This is a genomic window from Janthinobacterium sp. Ant5-2-1, from assembly GCF_001445815.1.
Lineage (GTDB): Bacteria > Pseudomonadota > Gammaproteobacteria > Burkholderiales > Burkholderiaceae_D > Janthinobacterium > Janthinobacterium lividum_E.
Window position 1 is genome coordinate 1 of record NZ_LNCE01000126.1, and the last position, 20319, is coordinate 20319.

The following is a 20319-nucleotide window of genomic DNA, read 5'->3' on the forward strand; positions in this document are numbered from 1 at the left end:
CGTGCAGATGGTCTCGCACGGCTTCATCTCCGGCGCGATGTTCCTGTGCATCGGCGTGCTGTATGACCGCATGCATACCCGCAACATCGCCGACTACGGCGGCGTCGTGAACCGCATGCCGAAATTTGCCGCCTTCTTCGTGCTGTTCTCGATGGCCAACTGCGGTCTGCCAGCGACTTCCGGCTTCGTCGGCGAGTTCATGGTGATCCTGGGCGCGGTGCAATACAACTTCTGGATCGGTCTGCTGGCTGCAACGGCACTGATCTGGGGCGCAGCGTACTCGCTGTGGATGGCCAAGCGCGTGGTGTTCGGCAAGATCAAGAACAAACACGTGGCCGAATTGACCGACATTAACAAACGTGAATTCTTCATGCTTGCTTTGCTGGCCATCGCCGTGCTCGTGATGGGTCTGTACCCAGCCCCGTTCACCGACACGATGCAAACTTCGGTTGCTGACCTGCTGCAGCATGTCGCCACCAGCAAGTTGCCTTAAATAGAAGACCGATAACATGACTAATGCACCTAATCTGGTACCGCTGTACGCGGAAATCTTTCTGCTGATCGCCACGTCGGCGCTCTTGCTGATCGATATGTTCTTGCCTGCGGCGAAGCGTTCGATCACCTATGCGCTGTCCTTGCTGACCCTGGCCGGCTGCGCCTTGCTGACCGTGGGCGACTTCAACGCGGGCACCACCGTCTACACGTTCCATAACATGTTCGTGTCGGACCCGATGTCGCAGCTGCTGAAACTGTTCTCGTACGGCGCCGTGGCGCTGACCCTGATCTACTCGCGTGCCTACGCCACCGACCGCAATATGCTGTCGGGCAACCTGGGTGGCGAGTTCTACGTGCTGGCCCTGTTTGCACTGCTGGGCCAGATGATCATGATCTCGGCCAACAACTTCCTGATCATCTACCTGGGTCTGGAACTGATGTCGCTGTCGCTGTACGCACTGATCGCTTTGCGCCGTGACAATGCCAAGGCCACGGAAGCGGCCATGAAATACTTCATCCTGGGCGCCTTGGCTTCCGGTTTCATGTTGTACGGTATCTCGATGCTGTACGGCGCGTCCGGCACCCTGGACTTGGGCGAACTGCGCGTGGCGCTGGAAAACGGCAAGACCAACGGCACCATCATGGTTTTCGGTCTGGTGTTCCTCGTTGCGGGCCTGGCCTTCAAACTGGGCGTCGTGCCATTCCACATGTGGGTGCCTGACGTGTATCAAGGTTCGCCGACTGCCGTAACCCTGCTGCTGGGCGGCGCGCCGAAACTGGCCGCGTTTGCCATCACCCTGCGTTTGCTGGGCGAGGGCTTGCTGCCGATGGCGCATGACTGGCAGCAAATGCTGCTGGTGCTGGCCGTGATGTCGCTGGCCATCGGTAACTTCACCGCCATCGCGCAAACGAATCTGAAGCGCATGTTGGCGTACTCGACCATCGCGCAAATGGGCTTCGTCCTGCTGGGCTTGTTGTCCGGTACCGTTGACGCACCGAACAACACCCTGAACGCGGCTGGCGCAGCCACCGCCTACGGCGCCTCGATGTACTACGTTATCACCTATGTGTTCACCACCCTGGGTACCTTTGGCGTGATCATGTTGCTGGCACGTAGTGGTTTCGAAGCGGAAGAACTGGCCGATTTCAAGGGCCTGGGCAAACGCAGCCCGATCTTCGCGCTGGTGATGACCCTGTTCATGTTCTCGCTGGCTGGCGTGCCGCCGCTGATGGGCTTCATGGCCAAGTACTCGGTGCTGGCTTCCGTGCTGGCCACGGGCCAGCTGTGGCTGACCATCGCCGCCGTGCTGTTCTCGCTGATCGGCGCCTTCTACTACCTGCGCGTCGTGAAAATGATGTGGTTCGACGAGCCGACCGATAGCAACGCGCTGGTCGTGCATGGCGACATGCGCGTCGTGCTGGCACTGAACGGCGTGTTCGTTCTGGCGCTGGGCGTGATGCCTGAGAGCATCCTGGCGGCCTGCGCTTCGGCCATCACCAAGACCCTGGCGTCCTGACCGATGGATGTCACCGTCTCGAGCTGGCTGGTGATTGCCTTGGGCATCCTGGGCGCCAACCTGCCTTTCTTGAACGAGAAACTGTTTGCCGCCGTGCCCTTGAAAAAGGCGGCGCAAGCGGAGCAGGGCTGGCGCAAGCCGCTGGCGCTGCGCCTGCTGGAGATGGTGATTCTGTACTTCATCGTCGGCGCCGTGGCGTTCGCGCTCGAAGCGCGCATCGGCAACGGTTTCCCGCAGACGTGGGAGTTCTATGCCATCACCGGCTGTCTGTTCCTGGTGCTGGCTTTCCCAGGTTTTGTCGGACGCTACCTGCGCAAATGCCGTTAGCAGCAACCACCGAAAGCGGCGCCTCTGGCGCCGTTTTTTATTGAATAAAGGAATTCCATGGATACGAATCTGATTGAAACCAAGGTGGATGGCGAGCTCGTCTACCAGGGCGGCTTCCTGCGCGTGCAGCGCGACCGTGTGTCTCTGCCGGACGGCAAGATCACGGCGCGCGAATTCGTCCTGCATCCGGGCGCCGTCGTCATCCTGCCGCTGCTCGACGATGGCACGGTGCTGATGGAGCGCCAGTACCGCTATCCGCTGGACCGGGTCTTCATTGAATTCCCGGCTGGCAAGATCGACGCGGGCGAATCGCACCTGGCGTGCGCCCAGCGCGAGTTGCTGGAAGAGACGGGCTACACGGCCAGCGACTGGCAATTCGTCTCTACCATCCACAACGCCATCGCGTATTCAGATGAACACCTGGAACTGTTCCTGGCGCGCGGCCTGGTCGCCGGCGAACGCCAGCTCGATGAAGGCGAATTCCTCGAGACATTTACAGCCACCGTGCCGCAGCTGCTCGACTGGGTCAAGGATGGCACGATCACGGACGTGAAAACCGTTATCGGTATCTTCTGGCTCGACAAGATCACCAGCGGCGTGTGGCAGCCGGCCTGATACAGCGCATGCGCACGGCAATCTTCCTGCTGCTGGCGGCCGCCAGCCTGGGCGCGCACGGAGCCGCGCGCACGCCGTTTCAGGTGCGCTGCGAAGACACGATCAGCAAGACGGTGTCCGTGCTGACGGCGCAGCAGAATGGCTACAGCATCGACACGCATCTGCCGTACAAGGCCCTGACGGTGATGAAGGGCACGGCGCGCGCCAACACCTGGGTGTTGGGCTTGACCAAGACGGATTCGCGCGTGGCCATCGCCCTGGCCGGTCCCATGCTGCAAGACCCGGCCAGCGGCTATGAATGTGTGGCGCCGCAGATTACCGTGTCCCTCACGTATGCGCCCGTGGTGATCTATATCGGCCGCGAGTTTGCCCCCGGCACTTGCGCGTATGATGAGATACTCGCGCACGAGTTGCGGCACATGAAAACCTATATGGAACACTTGCCGCGCGTGGAAAAGACCGTGCGCGCGGCGCTGGCCAAACGCTTCGAAGCGCGGCCCCTGTACGCGCCCAGCGGCACAGCCAAGGCGGCGCTGGCGCGCGAGATCGACACGGGCTGGCTGCCCTACATCAAGGCCGAAATGCGCAAGGTGGAAACCTTGCAGGCGGCTATCGATTCTCCACAGGAATATGCGCGCCTAGGCAAGGCGTGCAAAGGTGAAATCCAGAACATCCTGGCGGGCAAGGCAGCGCCCGCCAACTAGACAAGGAATGGCATGACAGCAGCACCGAACACCGCCCGTTACTTTGCGCTGATCCCCGCCGCCGGCGTGGGCGCGCGCATGGAAGCGGGCAGTCCCAAGCAATATTTAGCCATCGCCGGCAAACCCATGCTGCGCCATGCGCTCGACGCCTTTCTTGCCAGCCCCCTCATCGCGCACACCTATGTCGTCGTCAGCGCCGACGATGGCGTGATCGACACGGTCGTGCCGGAGCAGGGCGTGACTGTGCTGCGCTGCGGCGGCGCCACGCGCATGGAAAGCATCCTCAATGGCTTGCACGCCATGCACGGCAGCATCGCTGCCCACGACCAGGTGCTGGTGCACGATGCGGCGCGGCCCGGCCTGACGCCGGCGCTGATCGAAAAGCTCATTACCGAAGTCGGTGAACATCCGGCCGGCGGCTTGCTGGCCTTGCCCGTGGTCGACACCGTCAAGCGGGCAGGGGCCGCCAATGTGTCAGCGCAGACGGTGCCGCGCGACCATCTATGGCTGGCGCAGACGCCGCAAATGTTCAGCTATGCGCTGCTGCACCGGGCCTTGTCCGAAGCACCCGACCCGCAAGCAATCACGGACGACGCCAGCGCTGTCGAAGCGCTGGGCCTGGCGCCCAAATTGATCGAGGGTCATCCGCGCAACCTGAAGGTAACCTTGCCGCGCGACATCCACACGGCCGAGCTGTATTTGACCCATCCTTGAATCCTGAATCGAAAGACCGCATGACGACCATCACCACTCCCGTATTGCCATTTCGCATCGGCCAGGGCTATGACTGCCACGCGCTGGTGGAAAACCGCGACCTGATCATCGGCGGCGTGAAAATCCCCCATCACCTGGGCTTGCTCGGCCATTCCGACGCGGACGTGCTGCTGCACGCCATTACGGACGCCATCTTCGGCGCCGCCGCCCTGGGCGACATCGGCCGCCATTTCCCCGACACGGACGCGCAATTCAAGGGCGCCGATTCGCGCACCCTGCTGCGCGAAGCCGTGCGCCGCGTGCAAGCCACCGGCTATGTGATCGGCAACGTCGACGCCACCATCATCGCCCAGCGCCCGAAAATGGCGCCGCACATCGCCGCCATGTGCGCCAACGTGGCCGAAGACCTGGGCGTTTCCGTGGGACAGGTCAACATCAAGGCCAAGACGAATGAAAAGCTCGGCTACTTGGGCCGTGAAGAGGGTATCGCGGCCGAGGCTGTGGCCTTGCTGCTGCGTGCCTGAGCGTGCCCGGCGGCGCTTTTTAATGATTTCTGAAATTAATATTTCCAAATTGAAATTTGGTGAAAATTTAACGTTATTGTCATGCTAATATCTGTCCGCTTTTTCGGACGCGACAAGACGTCACCTTTAACCATGGGAATATTGAGAGAACGGAATCATATGAATAGTCGTAAGCAGGGGCCGGCATTGCGCTGGCTGGGCGCCAGTCTGTTGGCCATGGCTATGCTGGCCGGGTGTGGCGGCGGGAGCAGCAGTGATGGCAGCGTCGTGACGCCGCCCGCAGCTGTCGTGCCGCAAGCTGTCGTTGTGTTTGCTGGTGCGGTTTCCGCAGCTGCCGAAGGCGCAGATGCCATCGGCAGCATGGGCGCACCGATCGAACTCGATGCTGGCGGCAGCAAGGATAGCGAAGGCAATGCGTTGAGCTTTGCCTGGAGCATTGTTTCCAAGCCCACCGACAGCAGCCTGAGTTTGCAGAGCGCCACAGCTGCCAAGCTGGGCTTCCAGGCCGACGTGCTGGGCAGCTACGTCTTCAAGTTGCGGGTCACCAATAGCAAGGGTGGTTTCGCGGAAAAAAATGTGACGGTGCTGGTGAATAACCGCGTACCGAACGCCGTGATCGTCGTCAACGCCACGTTCACGGCGCAACCGGTCGTCAAGACGCCCGTGGCTGTATCGATTGGCTCCGGCATCGTGCTCGATGCCACGGGCAGCATCGATGCCGATGGCGACAAGGTGACCACGACGTGGGAATTGATCCAGAAGCCAGCCAGCAGCACCTCGGTGTTGTTTGCTGCAGGTCAAACGGCCCGTTTCTCGCCGGATGTGCTGGGCTTGTACAAAGTGCGCGCCCGCGGCGCCGACGGCAAGGGGGCGTATGCCGAAACCGTGTACCAGTTCGATGTCAACAACAGCGTTCCAACGGGCGTGATCCAGGGCACGGTGGCGGTGGTCAGCCGCGACAAGCAAACCGTCCCCGTGGGCCAGCCCGTCGTCACAAGCGGCATCCTGAGCTATGACGAGGGTGGCGCGCAATTGATTTATGCCTGGGCGGTCGACAGCCGGCCTGCCGGCTCCGTCGCGGTGCTGGGCGCTGCCACAGCTGCCGTGCCATCGTTCACGCCGGACGTGGCGGGCGCCTATGTGCTGTCGCTGACCGTGGGCAATGGCCGCCAGACGGCAGTCGCTTACCTGAACCTCAATGCCGTTACCTCGACCTCGAGTGTCGTGGCGTTGCCGTTCAAGCCGCTTGACATGCGCTATAGCCAGGCTGTCGACCGCCTGGTCGTCGTGACTGCCGAGCCTAATGCCATGAAAGTCATCAATCCGACCAATGGCGCGATCGTCAGCATCGATCTGCCGACGACGGTCAAGGCTTTCAATCTGAGTCCGGATGGCAAGCTGGCAGGCGTGTTGCACGATAGCGTGGTCAGCCTCGTGGACCTGGTCACGGGTACCGTGCTGAAATCGACGGGCACCGGCGGCACGCAAACGGAAGTCTTCGTCACCAATGACGGCGTGGTCTTCCTTTCTGGCCAGGCGCTGGCTTCATCGGCGCGGCCGGCTGTTGCCGTGATCAACGCCCGTACGGGACAGGCATTGCCTCCGCTTGATTTTGGTGCTGGCGGCGGTTTCTTTGGCGTTCTGCGCGGCGCGTTTGCCGTATCGAAGAACAAGGCCTTTCTCTCGTCGGGCGGCAGTTCAAGCCTCTCGTATTTCACCATCGATCCGCAAACGAATGCCATCCTTGATAGCGGCAGTGTTTACGGCGATTACTACATGATGGCACCGTTCTTCCTGTCGCCGAAGGAAGACTTGTTGTTCTCTGCAAATGGTTCGTATTTCAACACCGATACGCTGAAATATGTAGGGCGTTTTACCTTTGGCACGGGCAGTACCGGCCAGACCAATGCCATGCTGTCTATGAGCTATTCTCCCACCACGGCGGAAGTGCTGCTGATGGAAAGCTCGCTTGACTACGTTTCTTCGGCCTACGATACGACCTACAAGACCAGCTACAAGAAATATAGCGGTGAATTGCTGTTCCCTGCAGGCAGCGTCAGCCTGCCAGTGATTGGCGGAGAAACTAGTTACGGTATCGGCGTCTTCCATACGTCGGCAGGCGAGTCGCTGGCGGTGGTGCAGACGGGCGGTGCACAGAAGGGCGCCACGCGCGCCAAGTACTATCTGGTGTATCGCTGATCGCATGAAAACGGCGGCGCATCCGCCGTGCAAGATGTGATATTTTAGAAGGCGGCGCGATGGCAAAAGACCATCCCGGCCGCCTTTTTTCATTGACGACACAGGAGAATTCCCGATGCCAATCATCAAGCGCACACGCCTTGCCAACGCATTGCTGCTGGGAGCCTTCGCGGCCTGCGCCATGCCCGCCCACGCCGAACTGCAAGCCACGGGCGAGCCCCCCGCCGCCAAACAGGGCTGGAAGGCCGAGACCGTCGCGCAGGGCGTGCGCCAGCCGTGGGGCATCGCCTGGCTGGGCGAGGGGCGCGCGCTCGTCACCAGCAAGCAGGGCACCTTGCATCTGCTTAACGGCAAGAAGTTCGAGGACGTTGCGCTGGAAGGCATGCCCAAGGTGTTTACGGGCGGGCAGGGCGGCCTGCTCGATATCGTGATTCACCCGCAGGATGTCAGCAAGCCGAATCCACGCGTCTACATGACGGTGTCGACGGGCACGAATGACGCGAACCGCACGACCCTCGTGCGCGGCGTGTTCGATGGCAAGAAGGTGACGGGCATCCAGACTCTGTTCAAGGTGGCCACGGACAAGAGCGGCGGCCAGCATTTCGGTTCGCGCCTGCTGTGGCTGCCGGATGGTACTTTGCTGATGAGCGTGGCCGATGGCGGCAATCCGCCGCTGCGCATCGGCGACCGCCTGGCGCGCGAGCAGGCGCAAAACCTGGCCACGCACCAGGGTTCCATCCTGCGCCTGACGGAAGACGGCAAACCGGCGCCCGGCAATCCGCTGGCGGCCAAGGGGGCCTTGCCGGAAATCTGGTCGTATGGCCACCGCAACGTGCAGGGCCTGGCGCTCGATCCTGTTTCCGGCCGCGTGTGGGCCACGGAACACGGGCCGTATGGTGGCGATGAGCTGAACCTGGTGACGGCAGGCGGCAACTATGGCTGGCCTTTGCAAAGCTATGGCGCCGACTACAAGACGCATGAACCCGTCGGCAAGCACGAAGTGGCGGGCATGCTCAATCCAAGCGTGGCCTGGGTGCCGTCGCCGGCGCCGTCGGGACTGGCCGTCTACACGGGCGACAAGATCGCCGCCTGGCGCGGCAGCATCTTCAGCGGCGGCCTGGCGGCCAAGGATATCCGCCGCATCGCCGTCGATGCCAGCGGCAAGGTGACGGGACAGGACCGCCTGGACATCGGCGCGCGCGTGCGCGACGTGCGCCAGGGGCCGGACGGCTACCTGTATGCGCTGACCGATGAGGACAATGGCCGCTTGCTGCGCATCGTGCCGCAGTAACACGGCAGGCGCGGTCTTCGCTTAAGATGGCGCCTTTACTTCATTCAAGGTGGCGGCATGGCCCGTGATACTTATGCATACCGGCACGTTGCCGTCGAATCGCGCGCCGTCAACGGCCGCGTGGAAATCCGCCCCGTGCCGGGCCAGGCCTTTTCGCCCGAGCTGGCCGTGCAGTGTTCGCGCCGCCTGGCCGACCTGCAGCGCTATCCGCTGGGCAGCCGCTTTTTACTGTTTGCCAAGCTGACGGACCGCCTGGGCGGCATTCCCTTCCTGTATGCGTATCACGGCGACGCGGACGTCGTGATGACGCCGGCCGACGTGGCGAAATTCCTTGGCGAATTCCGCCGCGGCCGTATCTGATTTCTACGATGCGATGCAGGCCGCGCCAGCCTTGGCGCTGGCCTGCGGCTTGCCGAAGATGGCGATCGTCAAGGCGCAGCCGAGGGCGAACAGGCCACCGATCACCATCGCGCTCGATACGCCCAGCCGGTCGACGGCCATGCCTCCCAGCAATGCTCCCGACGCCAGCGACACTTGCACGATGGCGACAAACAGCGCGCTGCTGCCTTCCATCAAGTGGGGCGCCGCCTTGAACATCCACGTCTGCACGGCGATCGGCATGGCGCCGAAACCGAAGCCCCACACGGCCACCAGCAGCATGGCCGTTAGCGAATGGCTGCCGAATGCGGCCAGGGCCAGGGTGGACAAGCCCAGCACGGCGCCCGTCACCATCAGCGCGGCCCGTTCGTAGCGGCCGGCGGCCCAGCCGCCCGCCAGGTTGCCGATGAAGCCGGCCGCGCCGTACACGAGCAGCATGGCGCTGACCGTGCCGGCCGCCAGGTGCGACACTTGCGTGAGGAAGGGCGCGATATACGTGTAGGCGGCGAACTGGCCCGTGAAGATCATCGCCGTGGCGATCAGGCCCAGCCTGGCCTTGGGGATGCCGAATATCATCGGCAGCTGGCGCAAGCGGATGGCCTGCGTCGGCGGCAGCTTGGGCAGCAGCAGCAACTGGCCGATGAAGACCAGCACGGCAATGGCGCTGGCCGCGCCGAAAGCGACCCTCCACCCCACCAGTTCGCCCACCAGCGCGCCGGCCGGCACGCCCGCCACCGTGCCCAGCGAGACGCCGGCGAAGATGATGGACATGGCGCGCGACGCATGCTGCGGCGACACGAGGCGCGGGCCGATGGCGCTGCCGATGGCCCAGAAACCGCCCACGCCCACGCCCAGCATGGCGCGGCCCAGCAGTATCCACGCATACGAGGGCGCCAGCGCCACCAGCAGGTTCGACGCGACCAGCAGGGCGGTGAGGGCCAGCAGCACGATGCGGCGGTCCAGGCGGCCCGAGCCGACGGTGACGAAGATGGCGGCAAACGCGGCAACGATGCCAGGTGTGGTGATCATCAGCCCCGCCTGGCCCTTGCTAATGGCCAGCTCGGCCGCCATGGCCGGCAGCAGGCCGACGGGCAGGAATTCGGAGGTGACGAGGGCGAAAGCGCCGATGCCGACCGACAGGACGGCCAGCCACGGCGCCACGGTGGTATCGTCGCCGGAAGTGTTGGAAGGAGTGTGCATGTGGGTTCCTGAAAAGCGGGAGGTTTTTAACCGGTCGGTATATAATCAGGGCAGGTGGACATCGTTGTCAATAATTTTTTACCGAACGGTATGAAACAAGATAAAAAAGAGCAAGCGCCCAAGGCGAAAACGGGACGGCCACGCACGTTTGACGCGGACGAGGCGCTCGATTGCGCCATGAAAGTGTTCTGGGAAAAGGGTTATGAGGGCAGTTCCCTGCCGGAATTGACGAAAGCCATGGGCATGAACCGGCCCAGCCTGTATGCCGTCTTCGGCAACAAGGAGCAGCTGTTCCACAAGGCGCTCGAGCGCTACAGCGATACGCGCATGCGGTTTTTCGATGCGGCGCTGGAGCAGCCGACGGCGCGCCAGGTGGTGGAAGCCTTGCTGACGCAGTATGTCGATGCGCAAACGATGCCGGACGGTCCGCACGGCTGCATGGGCGTCAATGCGGCGCTGGCCTGCAGCGACGATGCCTTGCCGATCCGCGATGAATTGTTCGCGCGCCGGCTGCGCGGTGAAATCAAGTTGCGCGACCGCTTGCGGCGCGCCAAGGAAGAGGGGGATTTGCCGCCCGATTCCTGCCCGGAGCAGCAGGCGCGCTTTGTCGTGACCCTGTCGCAGGGCATGGCTATCCAGGCGGCGGCCGGCGTTTCGCGCGAGCAATTGCAGCAGATGGTGGGCTTGCTGCTGCGCAATTGGCCGATGTAACTAGCCCGTCGGGGCGATGGTCTTGGCCAGGTCGCTAGGTGCCTTGCGCCGCCAGGCGGCCGTCAGGGCGGCGGCCAGCATGTCCAGTTCCGCGTCCGCCAGGCACACCGTGATGCCGGCCAGGCGTTCGCCCCACCAGAGCTTCTCGCAACCCGATGGCGTGATGACCGTGGCGATATGCGCCGCTTCCGCATCGAGCAGCACGTTGATGTGCTCGTCGTCGGGCAGGGTGGCAAAGATCTTCCCGCCCACGCGGAAGGCCGGACGGTCGTGGTGTTCTTCCTCGCTCGTGTCGGGAAACGACAGTGCCAGATAGCGTAGTTCTTCCAGGTCGACCATTCCTCTTTCCCCCTCATCGGACAGATAGCAGCGTGACTACATTTTGCCATGCTGTTTCGCACCGTGGTGCAGCGGCATGCGAAAAGAAATGCGCAAGATGCGACACTAACGGACTGGTCTGTGGTGCCGCCGCGACACGCCGCGCACCGCGCATGGTCATCGCGACAGAGTGGGGATGGCGTTTTTCTGCCGCTGGATAGCTGCTTGCCAGAAAAATATCTTTCATGGTTAAAAGAAAAATACTTTTCTTCCAGGGAATTTAAGCTAGAATAGCTTCAACGTCTTACCTGACCCGTCAATTGTCTGGCCTTGTCCCGGGAACCCGAACCCTTTCCAGGACGCTTGCAGTGCCGCCATGGCACGCCGCAAGTCCGCGCTGTTTCGCGGAAGCCACGTCCCCGACCGCTCATTCCTGCAATCCCTAGCGCTACGCCGACACGCCTCAATGCAGCGTGTATTCAGCTCCAGCGCCCCTTGCTGCGCCCACTGAATACTTACTTAATGGATACCATCATGAAAAACTTGCCTAAAATCGCCCTGTCCCTGATCGCTGTCGGTGTGTTTGCCCACGCGAACGCCAGCACCATCACCCTGTCCACCGGCTATTCGGGCGCCAGCGCGCAAAGCTCCGCCGCCGACTACCAGTCCGTCGTGAATGCCGCCGTGGCCACGCCAGGCGCCGGCTATGGTTCGACGACGATTGCCAGCTACAACAACGTCAACAACAGCGGCCTGTTCGGCAGCGGCTCGAATATCGCCTTCAAGTCGGTGATCAATTTTGGCGTCAGCGCGGCTGATGCGGGCGCCTGGAGCTTCCGCAGCGGCGTCGATTTCGGCAAGGGCGGCGCCCTGTTCCTCGACGGCGTGGCGCTGGACTTCAAGAGCAATGACATGTGGTGGGCAGGCAACTACAACAATGGCAGCCAGTTCTTCAGCGGCTCGAGCACCCTGGCGGCCGGCAACCATACCCTGAGTATCTACGGCCTGGAAGGCTGCTGCGATGGCGGCCAGCAAGCGCAATTCAAGGCGGGCAACAACAATTTCGTCAGCTTCGGCGCCAATGACGGCTTGATCTCGGCCGTTCCTGAGCCAAGCACCTACGCCATGCTGCTGATCGGCCTGGGCTTGCTGGGCTTTACGGCGCGCCGCAAGCAGGAAGCTAAGTTCTAAGCAGAAGTTCCAAGCAATAATAAAAAGCCCGCCGGTCTGTCAGGACACGGCGGGCTTTTTGCATGTCGGCCTCTTAATCGCCGCTGTCTTCGTCTTCGTCAGCGCCCTTGGCCGCCTTGCCCCGTTCGGCATCGACGGCGCGCCGCAGGCTGGCCGCGTCGCGGAAGAAGGCGTCCGTCGTGTGATTCGGGCTCAGGCGCAAGGCCGGCGGGTAGATCACGGACATGTACGACTCATCGGCCAGACGGCCGCTGATCTGCAGGTTGCTCAGCAAAATCAGGGTCGAGCCAAGGATGGCCAGCACGACGGCAACGAGGCCGAAGCGGCGCGGATGCTGCGGCTTGATCGTGCACAAATGGTAGTAGATCATGGCGCAGACGATGACGATGAACATATGCCGTCCGTAGCGCGTCAGCGCTTCCAGCGACAGCGCATACGCCGCCACACTGCTGCCCAATTCCCACACTTCCATGGCCAGCAAGCCGCAGCCGATGATGAACACGTGGCGGCCAAAGCGCGCCACATGGCCGAACAATCGGTTTGCCACGGCCCAGATCGAGGCCCACACGAGGCCGCCGGCCAGCGCGGTGGCGACGATCATCAGGTAGGAAATCGGCTCGAAGGCGTCCGCATCGCTGAGCCAGTTGCTGAAGGCGGCCGTGGCGCCGATCATGGCCAGGCCGGCGACGGCGGGGCGCAAGCCTTCCCAGTCGTGCCGGGTCGTGTCGCCCAGTTCGGGCGCCACAGGATGATCGCTGGCGCGCACGCGCAGGCGTGTGTGGCCCAGGCGCACGATGCTGTTGCCGCTCAGGGCCACTTGCAGTTGCCGCTGTCCCCGGTGGATCACGCCATTCTGGCTGCCCAGGTCGCGCAGCAGCAGACCGCCTGCGCCATCGTCTTCGACAATGGCGTGCTCGGCCGCCGTATGCGGGTCGTCGAGGATGAAGTCGTTGCCGTAGCCGCGGCCGAGGCGGATCGGCAGCGATTCGATCCGCTGGCGCCGCTGCACTTCGCCATTCTCGGCGAGGATTTCAAGGTAATAGGGCGGCTTCATGGCTTGCGGCTGCTGGTGGTGGAGGGCGCGCGCGACAGCGCTTCGAGGAAGGTGCGCGTGACGCGCATGCCGTTGGCGTAGGACACGCCGCGCGCGTCGATGCGGCTTTGCAGGCTCATCAGTGGCTCATCTGTGCTGGCGGCCAGCAGGGCAAAGTCGTACAGTCCCGTAAACTTGCGGTAGGCGCGCACGCACAGCACGGCGCGCAGGGGCAGGGTAGTGTTCTTGACGAACTGTTCGGTGCATTGCGGGCCGGTCAGATTCGCGCTCTTGTAGCTGCCGAAACTTTCATTTTTGAACGAGGCGCTGGCCAGTTCGGAAAAGCGCAGCGCGCCCAGTTCGCTGCTGCGCAAGAATTCGTGGCGCATCGATACTTGCCCCGTCTGCAGGGCGCCGGAAATGAAGATGGCCGATTCCATGGCGCAGCTGGTGTTGTCGAGCATGTAGGGCTTGTCGGACTTCACGTTGGAGCGGCCCCAGCAGCGCATCTGGTCGGACTCGCGCACGGGCACGCGGTACGGGCCCATGGCTTTCAGGCTCAGGGGCGTGTCGAGCAGGCGTGCCAGCATGACTTCCTGGTGCGCCAGCAGTTGCGCCGTCACCAGCGGCTTGAAGTCCTTCGGCGGCTTGCCTTGCTGCGCCACCTTGGCCAGCAATTGCTGGGCATAGCGGGCGGGCACGAGGAAACTGACGAGTTCGCCGTCGAGGCGTTTCGATACGTTCACGCCGGCCACGTCGCCATTTGCCGTGACGCTGGGGCCGCCGCTCATGCCGGAATTGATCGGTCCCGTAAACATCAGCTGGTCGTAGAAACTGCGCGTGACGACGCCGTTGTACGAGCCTTCCGAAATGGCGAAGCCCAGGTCCAGCGGATTGCCCATCGAATACAGGTACTGGCCCTGGGTCAGCGGCGCCAGCGCTTCCGGCATCTTGAAAAAGCCCGTGCCGTGGCGGTTGACGCGCAATACGGCCAGGTCGTGCAGCACGTCGACGGCCAGCAATTCCACATTGCCCCGCTGGCCGCTCGTATCGACCCATTCGCCCACGTAGGTGTCGGGGTCGAGCGCGAACTGGGACACCACGTGATAGTTGCTCACCACCAGGTCGCCCGTGCCGATCAAGAAGCCCGAGCCGACCGACGATTGCGTGCGGCCGTTTTTCAGCAGCACGCGCACTTGCAGGATGTCGGCACGTGCGGCCGTGTACAGTTTTTGCGCGGCCGACGAGGGTGGCGGCAGGGCCGCATGTTCGGTGGCGGCGGGCGCGGCGGTGGCCGGCGGCGGTTTGGCGGGAGGAGTCGAAGCGGCGGGGGCAGTGGCTGGCGCAGCGGCTGGCGCAGGCGCCGGGGCCGCGTGTGCGCCCGCTGCAGCGCACAGGCTGGCCAGCAGGAAGGCGTAGTCAGATAATTTCATGCATCCTTTGTGCGTGAGCAGGAGCGCGGCGGGCGAGGGCCGGCATGCGCCGGCCCGGCAAGCCGGGGCAGCAATTACAGGGCGCCGTCTTCCAGCGCCGGCGCCGTTTCCGGCGTCATCATGTGACCCAGCTTGCTTTGCTTGGTATTCAGGTAGTGCTGGTTGAAGGCGTTGCGGTTGACCAGCAGCGGTACCCGTTCGGCCACCGTGATGCCCAGCGCTTCCATTGCCGCGATCTTGCGCGGGTTGTTCGTCATCAAACGCAGGCTGTGGATGCCGAATTGCGCGAACATCGGCTTGCACAAGGTGTAGTTGCGCGCGTCGGCCTTGAAGCCCAGCTGTTCATTCGCCTGCACCGTGTCGGCGCCCGCTTCCTGCAGGCGGTAGGCGCGGATCTTGTTGATCAGGCCGATGCCGCGCCCTTCCTGGCGCAGGTACAGCAAGATGCCGCGGCCTTCTTCGGCGATGCGTTTCAGGGCGCCCTCGAGCTGGGCGCCGCAGTCGCAGCGCTGGGAAAACAGTACGTCGCCCGTCAGGCACTCGGAATGCACGCGCGCCAGCACCGGTTCGCCGTTGCCGATATCGCCCAGCACCATGGCCAGGTGTTCCTTGCCCGTGGCATGTTCGACAAAGGCGTGCAAGGTGAACTGGGCCCACGGCGTCGGCAGTGCGCAGGAAGTCGTGTAATCCAATTCGCCTGTCGCCAGGATGTCTGCGCCGCTTTGCATGGTTGTGCTCATATAAGTAATTATCAAAAATAAAAGGCGCGCGACACCACTCCGGTGCCGGCGCGCCTTGCCATCATACCAAAAAGCAGGGAAACGTTTTCCCTGGCTGCCATTTGGTCGTCGCAATGTCTGGTGATAAGCCTTACTTAGGGGCACTTCCTCCTTTTACAAGGTGAATTGCCGGCTTTGCCTGGCGGATGCCGCCGCCAGGCACGCGACATCAGCTGCCGATGCGTCCGCCGTCGTTCTTGGTGATCACGATGGTGGCCGAGCGGGGACGCTTGCCGGCGCCATAACCGGCGTTGGCCGGCCACTGGCTCGTGTACTTGGACGGATCGCCGATATTCGCCAGCGCCGTGTTTTCGCCCGGATGCTGGATGTTGATGAACATGGTCTTGCCATCGGGCGTTTCGCTGATGCCCGTGATTTCCGAGCCGACCGGGCCCACCAGGAAGCGCTTGAGCGTGTCGGCCGTGGGTTTCTTGCCGATGAAGGTGTCGACGGCCAGGTTGCCGCCGGCCGCCGTCGCGTAGTTCAGGGTGGACTTGGCGCCGTCGCCGACCTTGCCGGGAATGGCCGCCAGCATCATGCAATTGGTCACATCCGTGTACGCGCCATCGTCTGTCTGGATCCAGCAGATGCCCGTGTACGGGCTGAACGCCAGGCCGTCAGGGCTCGAGAAATCCTGGTCGGCCGTCAGGTTCGACAGGTTGATCTTGCTGGCGTCGGCGCCGCTCTCGGCGCCAAACAGGTAGACGTCCCACGTAAAGCTGGTGGCCGCGGCTGCGCCCGTGCCTTCCTTGAAACGGATGATGTGGCCGTTCGGATTGCCGTTCTGCGCGCTGCTGCCCTTCATGTCCGTGTAGGCGCGCGGGTTGGCGCTGTCCGGCGCCAGCTGCGACGAGCCGCTCGGATTGACGGTGCGGTTCGAGTTGTTGGTCAGCGTGTAGTAGATCTCGCCATTGGCCGGGTTGACCGAGCACCATTCCGGACGGTCCATCTTCGTTGCGCCCACGGCGTCGGCCGCCAGGCGGGCGTTGACCAGCACGTCGGCCAGGTCGGCGAACTTGTAGGCGCTGTAGGCCTGGATCAGCGCGTTCGACATGGCCAGCTCGATCCACTGGCCGGTGCCGTCGGCGGCCAGCTTGGCCACGTACAGCTTGCCCGAATCGAGGTATTTGTCGCCGGTGGCGATACGGTCAGCCGGATTGGCATCGGCGGCGGCCCAGGCGGCCGTCGTGACGAATTTGTAGATGTATTCGTTACGCGAATCGTCGCCCATGTAGACGGCCAGTTGCTGGCCCACGGTCGGCACGCTGAACGCGGCGCTTTCGTGTGCATAGCGGCCTAGCGCCGTGCGCTTGCGGATGGCTTTGGTCTTGTCGTACGGATCCATTTCGACGATGTAGCCCATGCCGTTCAGCTCATTGCGGTAGTCGTCGCTGCCGTTGGTCGAGGCGCCGATCTTGCTCAGGTTCCAGCGCGCGTACTTGTCGTCGCTGCCGCCCGTTTCCCAGCCGTGACGCGAGGCGCCGCCCTGGCTGCGGCCATAGCGGTTCAGCGACACGACGGACTTGTCGCCGCGCGCCGCATTGTCGGTGGACGAGCGCGTGAAGTAGCCGGCCCAGTTTTCTTCGCCGGACAGGTAGCTGCCCCAAGGCGACTTGCCCGTGCCGCAATTGTTGATGGTGCCGCGCGTCTTGGTGCCGGTCGGCGAATATTTGGTGACGACAAGGGCGTTGCCGCGCACGGGGCCGGCGATCTCGATGTCCGTCAGCGGCGTGACGCGGCGGTTGAAAGCGGAATCGTTGACGGTGGCCCAGGCGCTGCCCGTCTTCTTGACTTCCACCACGCTGAGGCCGTGGACGGCCACTTCCTTGTCGACTTCGGCCGCAGGGCGCGGCAGCGTCGTGGTGCCGCCATTCACGTGCAGGAAGTGCGAAGACAGTTTTTCGTCCGTGGTCGCTTCGTGGTTCATCGCCAGCAAGCCCCGTTCGGCGCCGGATGCCAGCGGTGCGCCGGCGGCGGACAGACCGTAGTATTCCATGCCGTCGTGGTGGTCGCCGGCGCGGTTGTCGAAATCGGTATCGCTGCCGTCGTTCTTGTAGGCTGGCGTGGCCGCGCGCAGCGAGTCGCCCAGCGCATACAGGGCCGTGGCCGTGTAGCCGGCCGGCACCGACACGACGTCGGCCAGGCTTTTCGGCACGGCCGTGAAGGCCAGCAGTTTTTCGGGTGTTGGCGTCGGCGTCGGCGTGACGGCGACCGCATCGCTGCCGCCGCCGCAAGCGGACAGGCCCATCGAACCCATGACGGCGGTAGCGGCCGTGACGGCGCTGCCGCGCAGCCAGTTGCGGCGGCTCAGGCGGGCGTTCAGGATGCTGTTGAAATGGTTGTCGTGGGACGCGTTGCTGTCAATGTCGTTCAGATCGGTGGCGCTGATGGCCAGATCGTTGGGCTTGTTCATGGGCTGCGGTGTCCTGTGGTTGCGTGATTTAAAGGCAACCGCATGATAGTTGTCGAATGTGACAGCGCCATGTCAGCCTGATGACAAAACGGTGACAGGCTGCCGGCCGGGCGGGCCGCGTCGATGACGGGCCCGTCCGGTCAGGCAGCCTCGGTCTTACTTGGCCTGGCGAAAGCCGCGCTCCACCAGCAAGAGCATGCCGCCGAAGATGGACAGGTTCTTCAGGAAGTTCGTCAGCTGGTCCTGGAAGTGGGCCGCATCGGCGCTCCAGAAGGCGTGGAAGATGAGCGTCGTCGGAATCAGGAACAGCGCCAGGGCCAGCGCCGCCCAGCGCGCCTGCCAGCCCGTGATCAGCAGCAGTCCGCCGCCCACTTCCAGCACGATCACGCCCACCAGCAAGATATTGGCGATCGGCAAGCCCTGGCTGGCCATGTAGCCGGCCACTCCCGCAAAGCCGCCGATTTTCAGCAAGCCCGAGACAAAGAACAGCACGCCAAGGGCGGCACGGCCGAGGGGGAACAATACGTTGCTTCTGTTTTCCATGATTTTCTCTTTCTTTGTATTTATCAATTATTTAGGCAGGTCGAAGAGCAGGAATTCCGCATCTTCCGGCTGAGTGATGATCACGCTAGCCTCTTGCGTCAGTTTCAGCGCATCGCCCGCTTTCAACGGCGTGCCGTTGACGACCAGGCTGCCGCGGATCAGGTGCACATAGGCGAGGCGGCCTTCTTCCAGCGCATGTTCGGCCTGTTCGCCTTCCTGCAGGATGCTGGCGTAGATGGCCGCATCCTGGTGGATCAGCACGGAACCCTGGCGGCCGTCGGAGGAGGCGATCAAACGCAGCTTGCCCCGTTTGCTTTCCGGCGTGAAGTGTTTCTCTTCATAGCTGGGTGGAATGCCCGTCACGTTCGGCTGGATCCAGATCTGCAGGAAGTGCAAGCCATCCGTTGCCGAGTGGTTGAACTCGCTGTGGCGCACGCCGCTGCCGGCGCTCATGCGCTGCACATCGCCGTAGTGCAGGACGGAACCCGTGCCCATGCTGTCCTTGTGTTCCAGCGCGCCGTCAAGCACATACGAAATGATTTCCATGTCGCGGTGGCCGTGCGTGCCGAAACCCTGGCCAGGCGTGACCCGGTCTTCATTGATCACCAGCAATGGGCCAAAGCCCATGTGCAGCGGATCGTGGTAGCTGCCGAAGGAAAAGCTGTGATGGGAATTGAGCCAGCCGTGGTTGGCTGCGCCGCGTTCTTCGCTATGACGAATCTGTAACATGGTGGACTCCGTTTCTAAAGGTTAATGTGCGATAATTTCGAATGACCGTTGCCTGGCGCTACGCCGTGGCTTCTTTTCTGCCCTTCGCTGTACGATGAACAAAGTATAGGCCCCCCAGCGGAGAAAGAAAAACGGAAAATCTTGCGACCTATGATCGAAAAAATCGAATGTTAAGACTGAGCCTGGAAGCCCTGCAAATTGTTGACGCCATCGACCGCCGCGGATCGTTCTCGTCGGCCGGCAAGGAGTTGCATAAAGTCCCGTCCACCATTTCCTATACGGTGGCCAAGCTGGAAGACGACCTGGGCGTGCAAGTGTTCCAGCGCAATGGCCCGAAAGTCATGCTGACGGCGGCCGGCCAGGAATTGCTGAAAGAGGGCCGCTATCTATTGAAGGCGGCGCAAGACCTCGAGCACCGCGTGCGCAGGGTGGCGTCCGGCTGGGAAACGGAATTGTCCATCGGCATCGATTCCATGTTTTCCGCCGTGGCCCTGGCCGACGACGTGCGCGCCTTTTACGACGTGGCGCAGCAGACGCGCCTGCGCCTGTCGCAAGACACCCTGTCGGGCACGTGGGAAGCGCTGCTGGACCGGCGCGCCGACTTGCTGGTGGGCGCGCCCGGCGACGGGCCGGCGGGCGGCGGCTATATCGCGCAGCCGATCGGCATGCTCGACTTCGTGTTTACGGTGGCGCCCACGCACCCGCTGGCCCAGGTGCAGGAACCCTTGTCGCGCGGCCACCTGCAGCAGCACCGGGCCGTGGTGGTGGCCGATTCGGCGCGCCAGATGGCGCCGCGCACGGTGGGACTGCTGCTGGGCCAGGATGCCTTGAGCGTGCCGAACATGCAGGTCAAGTTCGATTACCAGGTGCTGGGCCTGGGCTTTGGCTTCCTGCCGGGGCCATGCGCTCGCGCCGCCATCGCCCGTGGCTTGCTGGTGGAAAAGGCCGTGGAAGAGCCGAAACCGTCGGAAACGTTTTACCTGGCCTGGCGCGTAGGCGAGGATGGCGCGGCATTGCGCTGGTGGATGGCGCGCATGCGCGAGCCGGATGTGTTTGCCCGCCTGGCGCAGCATCTGCCGGGCCATTCGGCGTAGGCCTTAAAATGTTGACATACGCCAACATTTTTAAGTTACCATATTCGCAGTATTGCAATTGTATTTCTTGCCCGACCTCCATGCCCCACAGTGGGATTTTGATGATTACAC

21 protein-coding genes are annotated in these 20319 nt (G+C 63.0%); 13 read left to right on the forward strand and 8 right to left on the reverse strand.

What is annotated here, in order from left to right:
• From ASN89_RS25515 to ASN89_RS25560, 10 genes are all read left to right on the forward strand, one after another.
• On the forward strand, nucleotides 1–493 hold a 493-nt coding region (locus ASN89_RS25515; RefSeq protein ID WP_268766407.1), incomplete at its 5' end, for a proton-conducting transporter membrane subunit.
• A 16-nt stretch (nucleotides 494–509) separates the two neighbouring features.
• Nucleotides 510–2012 (forward strand): NADH-quinone oxidoreductase subunit NuoN, encoded by a 1503-nt coding sequence (nuoN, locus tag ASN89_RS25520; protein WP_046683859.1) that lies wholly within the window; start codon nucleotides 510–512, stop codon nucleotides 2010–2012.
• A gap of 3 nt (nucleotides 2013–2015) precedes the next feature.
• Complete coding sequence (locus tag ASN89_RS25525) at nucleotides 2016–2339, forward strand: DUF2818 family protein (protein ID WP_058051211.1); 324 nt, start codon at nucleotides 2016–2018, stop codon at nucleotides 2337–2339.
• 57 nt (nucleotides 2340–2396) lie between these two features.
• Nucleotides 2397–2954, forward strand: coding sequence for an NUDIX domain-containing protein (locus tag ASN89_RS25530; protein ID WP_046683861.1), 558 nt, complete (start codon nucleotides 2397–2399; stop codon nucleotides 2952–2954).
• Between the two features lie 8 nt (nucleotides 2955–2962).
• Complete coding sequence (locus tag ASN89_RS25535) at nucleotides 2963–3658, forward strand: membrane protein (RefSeq protein ID WP_046684566.1); 696 nt, start codon at nucleotides 2963–2965, stop codon at nucleotides 3656–3658.
• A 12-nt stretch (nucleotides 3659–3670) separates the two neighbouring features.
• Nucleotides 3671–4372, forward strand: coding sequence for a 2-C-methyl-D-erythritol 4-phosphate cytidylyltransferase (gene ispD / locus ASN89_RS25540; RefSeq protein ID WP_058051212.1), 702 nt, complete (start codon nucleotides 3671–3673; stop codon nucleotides 4370–4372).
• A gap of 20 nt (nucleotides 4373–4392) precedes the next feature.
• Entirely contained in the window at nucleotides 4393–4896 is a 504-nt protein-coding gene (ispF, locus tag ASN89_RS25545) for a 2-C-methyl-D-erythritol 2,4-cyclodiphosphate synthase (protein ID WP_058051213.1), read from the forward strand.
• A gap of 159 nt (nucleotides 4897–5055) precedes the next feature.
• The gene (locus ASN89_RS25550; protein ID WP_152988696.1) at nucleotides 5056–7095 is read left to right on the forward strand and encodes a YncE family protein; all 2040 of its coding nucleotides are present in this window, start codon (nucleotides 5056–5058) and stop codon (nucleotides 7093–7095) included.
• Nucleotides 7096–7210: 115 nt separating this feature from the next.
• Nucleotides 7211–8386, forward strand: coding sequence for a PQQ-dependent sugar dehydrogenase (locus ASN89_RS25555; RefSeq protein WP_058051215.1), 1176 nt, complete (start codon nucleotides 7211–7213; stop codon nucleotides 8384–8386).
• Nucleotides 8387–8443: 57 nt separating this feature from the next.
• Nucleotides 8444–8746 carry a hypothetical protein gene (locus ASN89_RS25560; RefSeq protein WP_046683866.1) on the forward strand — a complete coding sequence of 101 codons (303 nt, stop codon included), beginning with the start codon at nucleotides 8444–8446 and terminating at the stop codon, nucleotides 8744–8746.
• Nucleotides 8747–8749: 3 nt separating this feature from the next.
• On the opposite strand, the gene ASN89_RS25565 is transcribed toward ASN89_RS25560, so the two are convergent.
• Complete coding sequence (locus tag ASN89_RS25565) at nucleotides 8750–9964, reverse strand: MFS transporter (RefSeq protein ID WP_058051216.1); 1215 nt, start codon at nucleotides 9962–9964, stop codon at nucleotides 8750–8752.
• A 90-nt stretch (nucleotides 9965–10054) separates the two neighbouring features.
• On the opposite strand from ASN89_RS25565, the gene ASN89_RS25570 reads away from it, so the two are divergent.
• Complete coding sequence (locus ASN89_RS25570) at nucleotides 10055–10675, forward strand: TetR/AcrR family transcriptional regulator (RefSeq protein WP_046684567.1); 621 nt, start codon at nucleotides 10055–10057, stop codon at nucleotides 10673–10675.
• Here the strand turns inward: ASN89_RS25570 and ASN89_RS25575 are convergent, their stop codons facing one another.
• The gene (locus tag ASN89_RS25575; protein WP_046683867.1) at nucleotides 10676–11014 is read right to left on the reverse strand and encodes an MmcQ/YjbR family DNA-binding protein; all 339 of its coding nucleotides are present in this window, start codon (nucleotides 11012–11014) and stop codon (nucleotides 10676–10678) included.
• Nucleotides 11015–11527: 513 nt separating this feature from the next.
• Here ASN89_RS25575 and ASN89_RS25580 point away from each other — a divergent pair.
• Nucleotides 11528–12184 (forward strand): CCXG family PEP-CTERM protein, encoded by a 657-nt coding sequence (locus ASN89_RS25580; protein ID WP_046684568.1) that lies wholly within the window; start codon nucleotides 11528–11530, stop codon nucleotides 12182–12184.
• A gap of 73 nt (nucleotides 12185–12257) precedes the next feature.
• On the opposite strand, the gene ASN89_RS25585 is transcribed toward ASN89_RS25580, so the two are convergent.
• The 6 genes from ASN89_RS25585 to ASN89_RS25610 all read right to left on the reverse strand — a co-directional run bounded on the left by ASN89_RS25585 (nucleotide 12258) and on the right by ASN89_RS25610 (nucleotide 19114).
• Nucleotides 12258–13238 (reverse strand): FHA domain-containing protein, encoded by a 981-nt coding sequence (locus ASN89_RS25585; protein ID WP_046683868.1) that lies wholly within the window; start codon nucleotides 13236–13238, stop codon nucleotides 12258–12260.
• A complete protein-coding gene (locus ASN89_RS25590; protein WP_046683869.1) occupies nucleotides 13235–14650 on the reverse strand; it encodes a S1 family peptidase in 1416 nt (471 codons plus the stop codon). The genes ASN89_RS25585 and ASN89_RS25590 overlap by 4 nt, the downstream gene beginning before the upstream one ends.
• A 74-nt stretch (nucleotides 14651–14724) precedes the next feature.
• Nucleotides 14725–15378 (reverse strand): GTP cyclohydrolase II, encoded by a 654-nt coding sequence (gene ribA, locus ASN89_RS25595; RefSeq protein WP_034749940.1) that lies wholly within the window; start codon nucleotides 15376–15378, stop codon nucleotides 14725–14727.
• Between the two features lie 220 nt (nucleotides 15379–15598).
• Nucleotides 15599–17842, reverse strand: coding sequence for a PhoX family protein (locus ASN89_RS25600; RefSeq protein ID WP_058051217.1), 2244 nt, complete (start codon nucleotides 17840–17842; stop codon nucleotides 15599–15601).
• A 156-nt stretch (nucleotides 17843–17998) separates the two neighbouring features.
• The gene (locus ASN89_RS25605; protein ID WP_046683871.1) at nucleotides 17999–18385 is read right to left on the reverse strand and encodes a DoxX family protein; all 387 of its coding nucleotides are present in this window, start codon (nucleotides 18383–18385) and stop codon (nucleotides 17999–18001) included.
• 27 nt (nucleotides 18386–18412) lie between these two features.
• Complete coding sequence (locus ASN89_RS25610; protein WP_058051218.1) at nucleotides 18413–19114, reverse strand: pirin family protein; 702 nt, start codon at nucleotides 19112–19114, stop codon at nucleotides 18413–18415.
• Nucleotides 19115–19281: 167 nt separating this feature from the next.
• On the opposite strand from ASN89_RS25610, the gene ASN89_RS25615 reads away from it, so the two are divergent.
• Complete coding sequence (locus ASN89_RS25615; protein WP_046683873.1) at nucleotides 19282–20208, forward strand: LysR family transcriptional regulator; 927 nt, start codon at nucleotides 19282–19284, stop codon at nucleotides 20206–20208.
• Nucleotides 20209–20319: the final 111 nt, after the last annotated feature.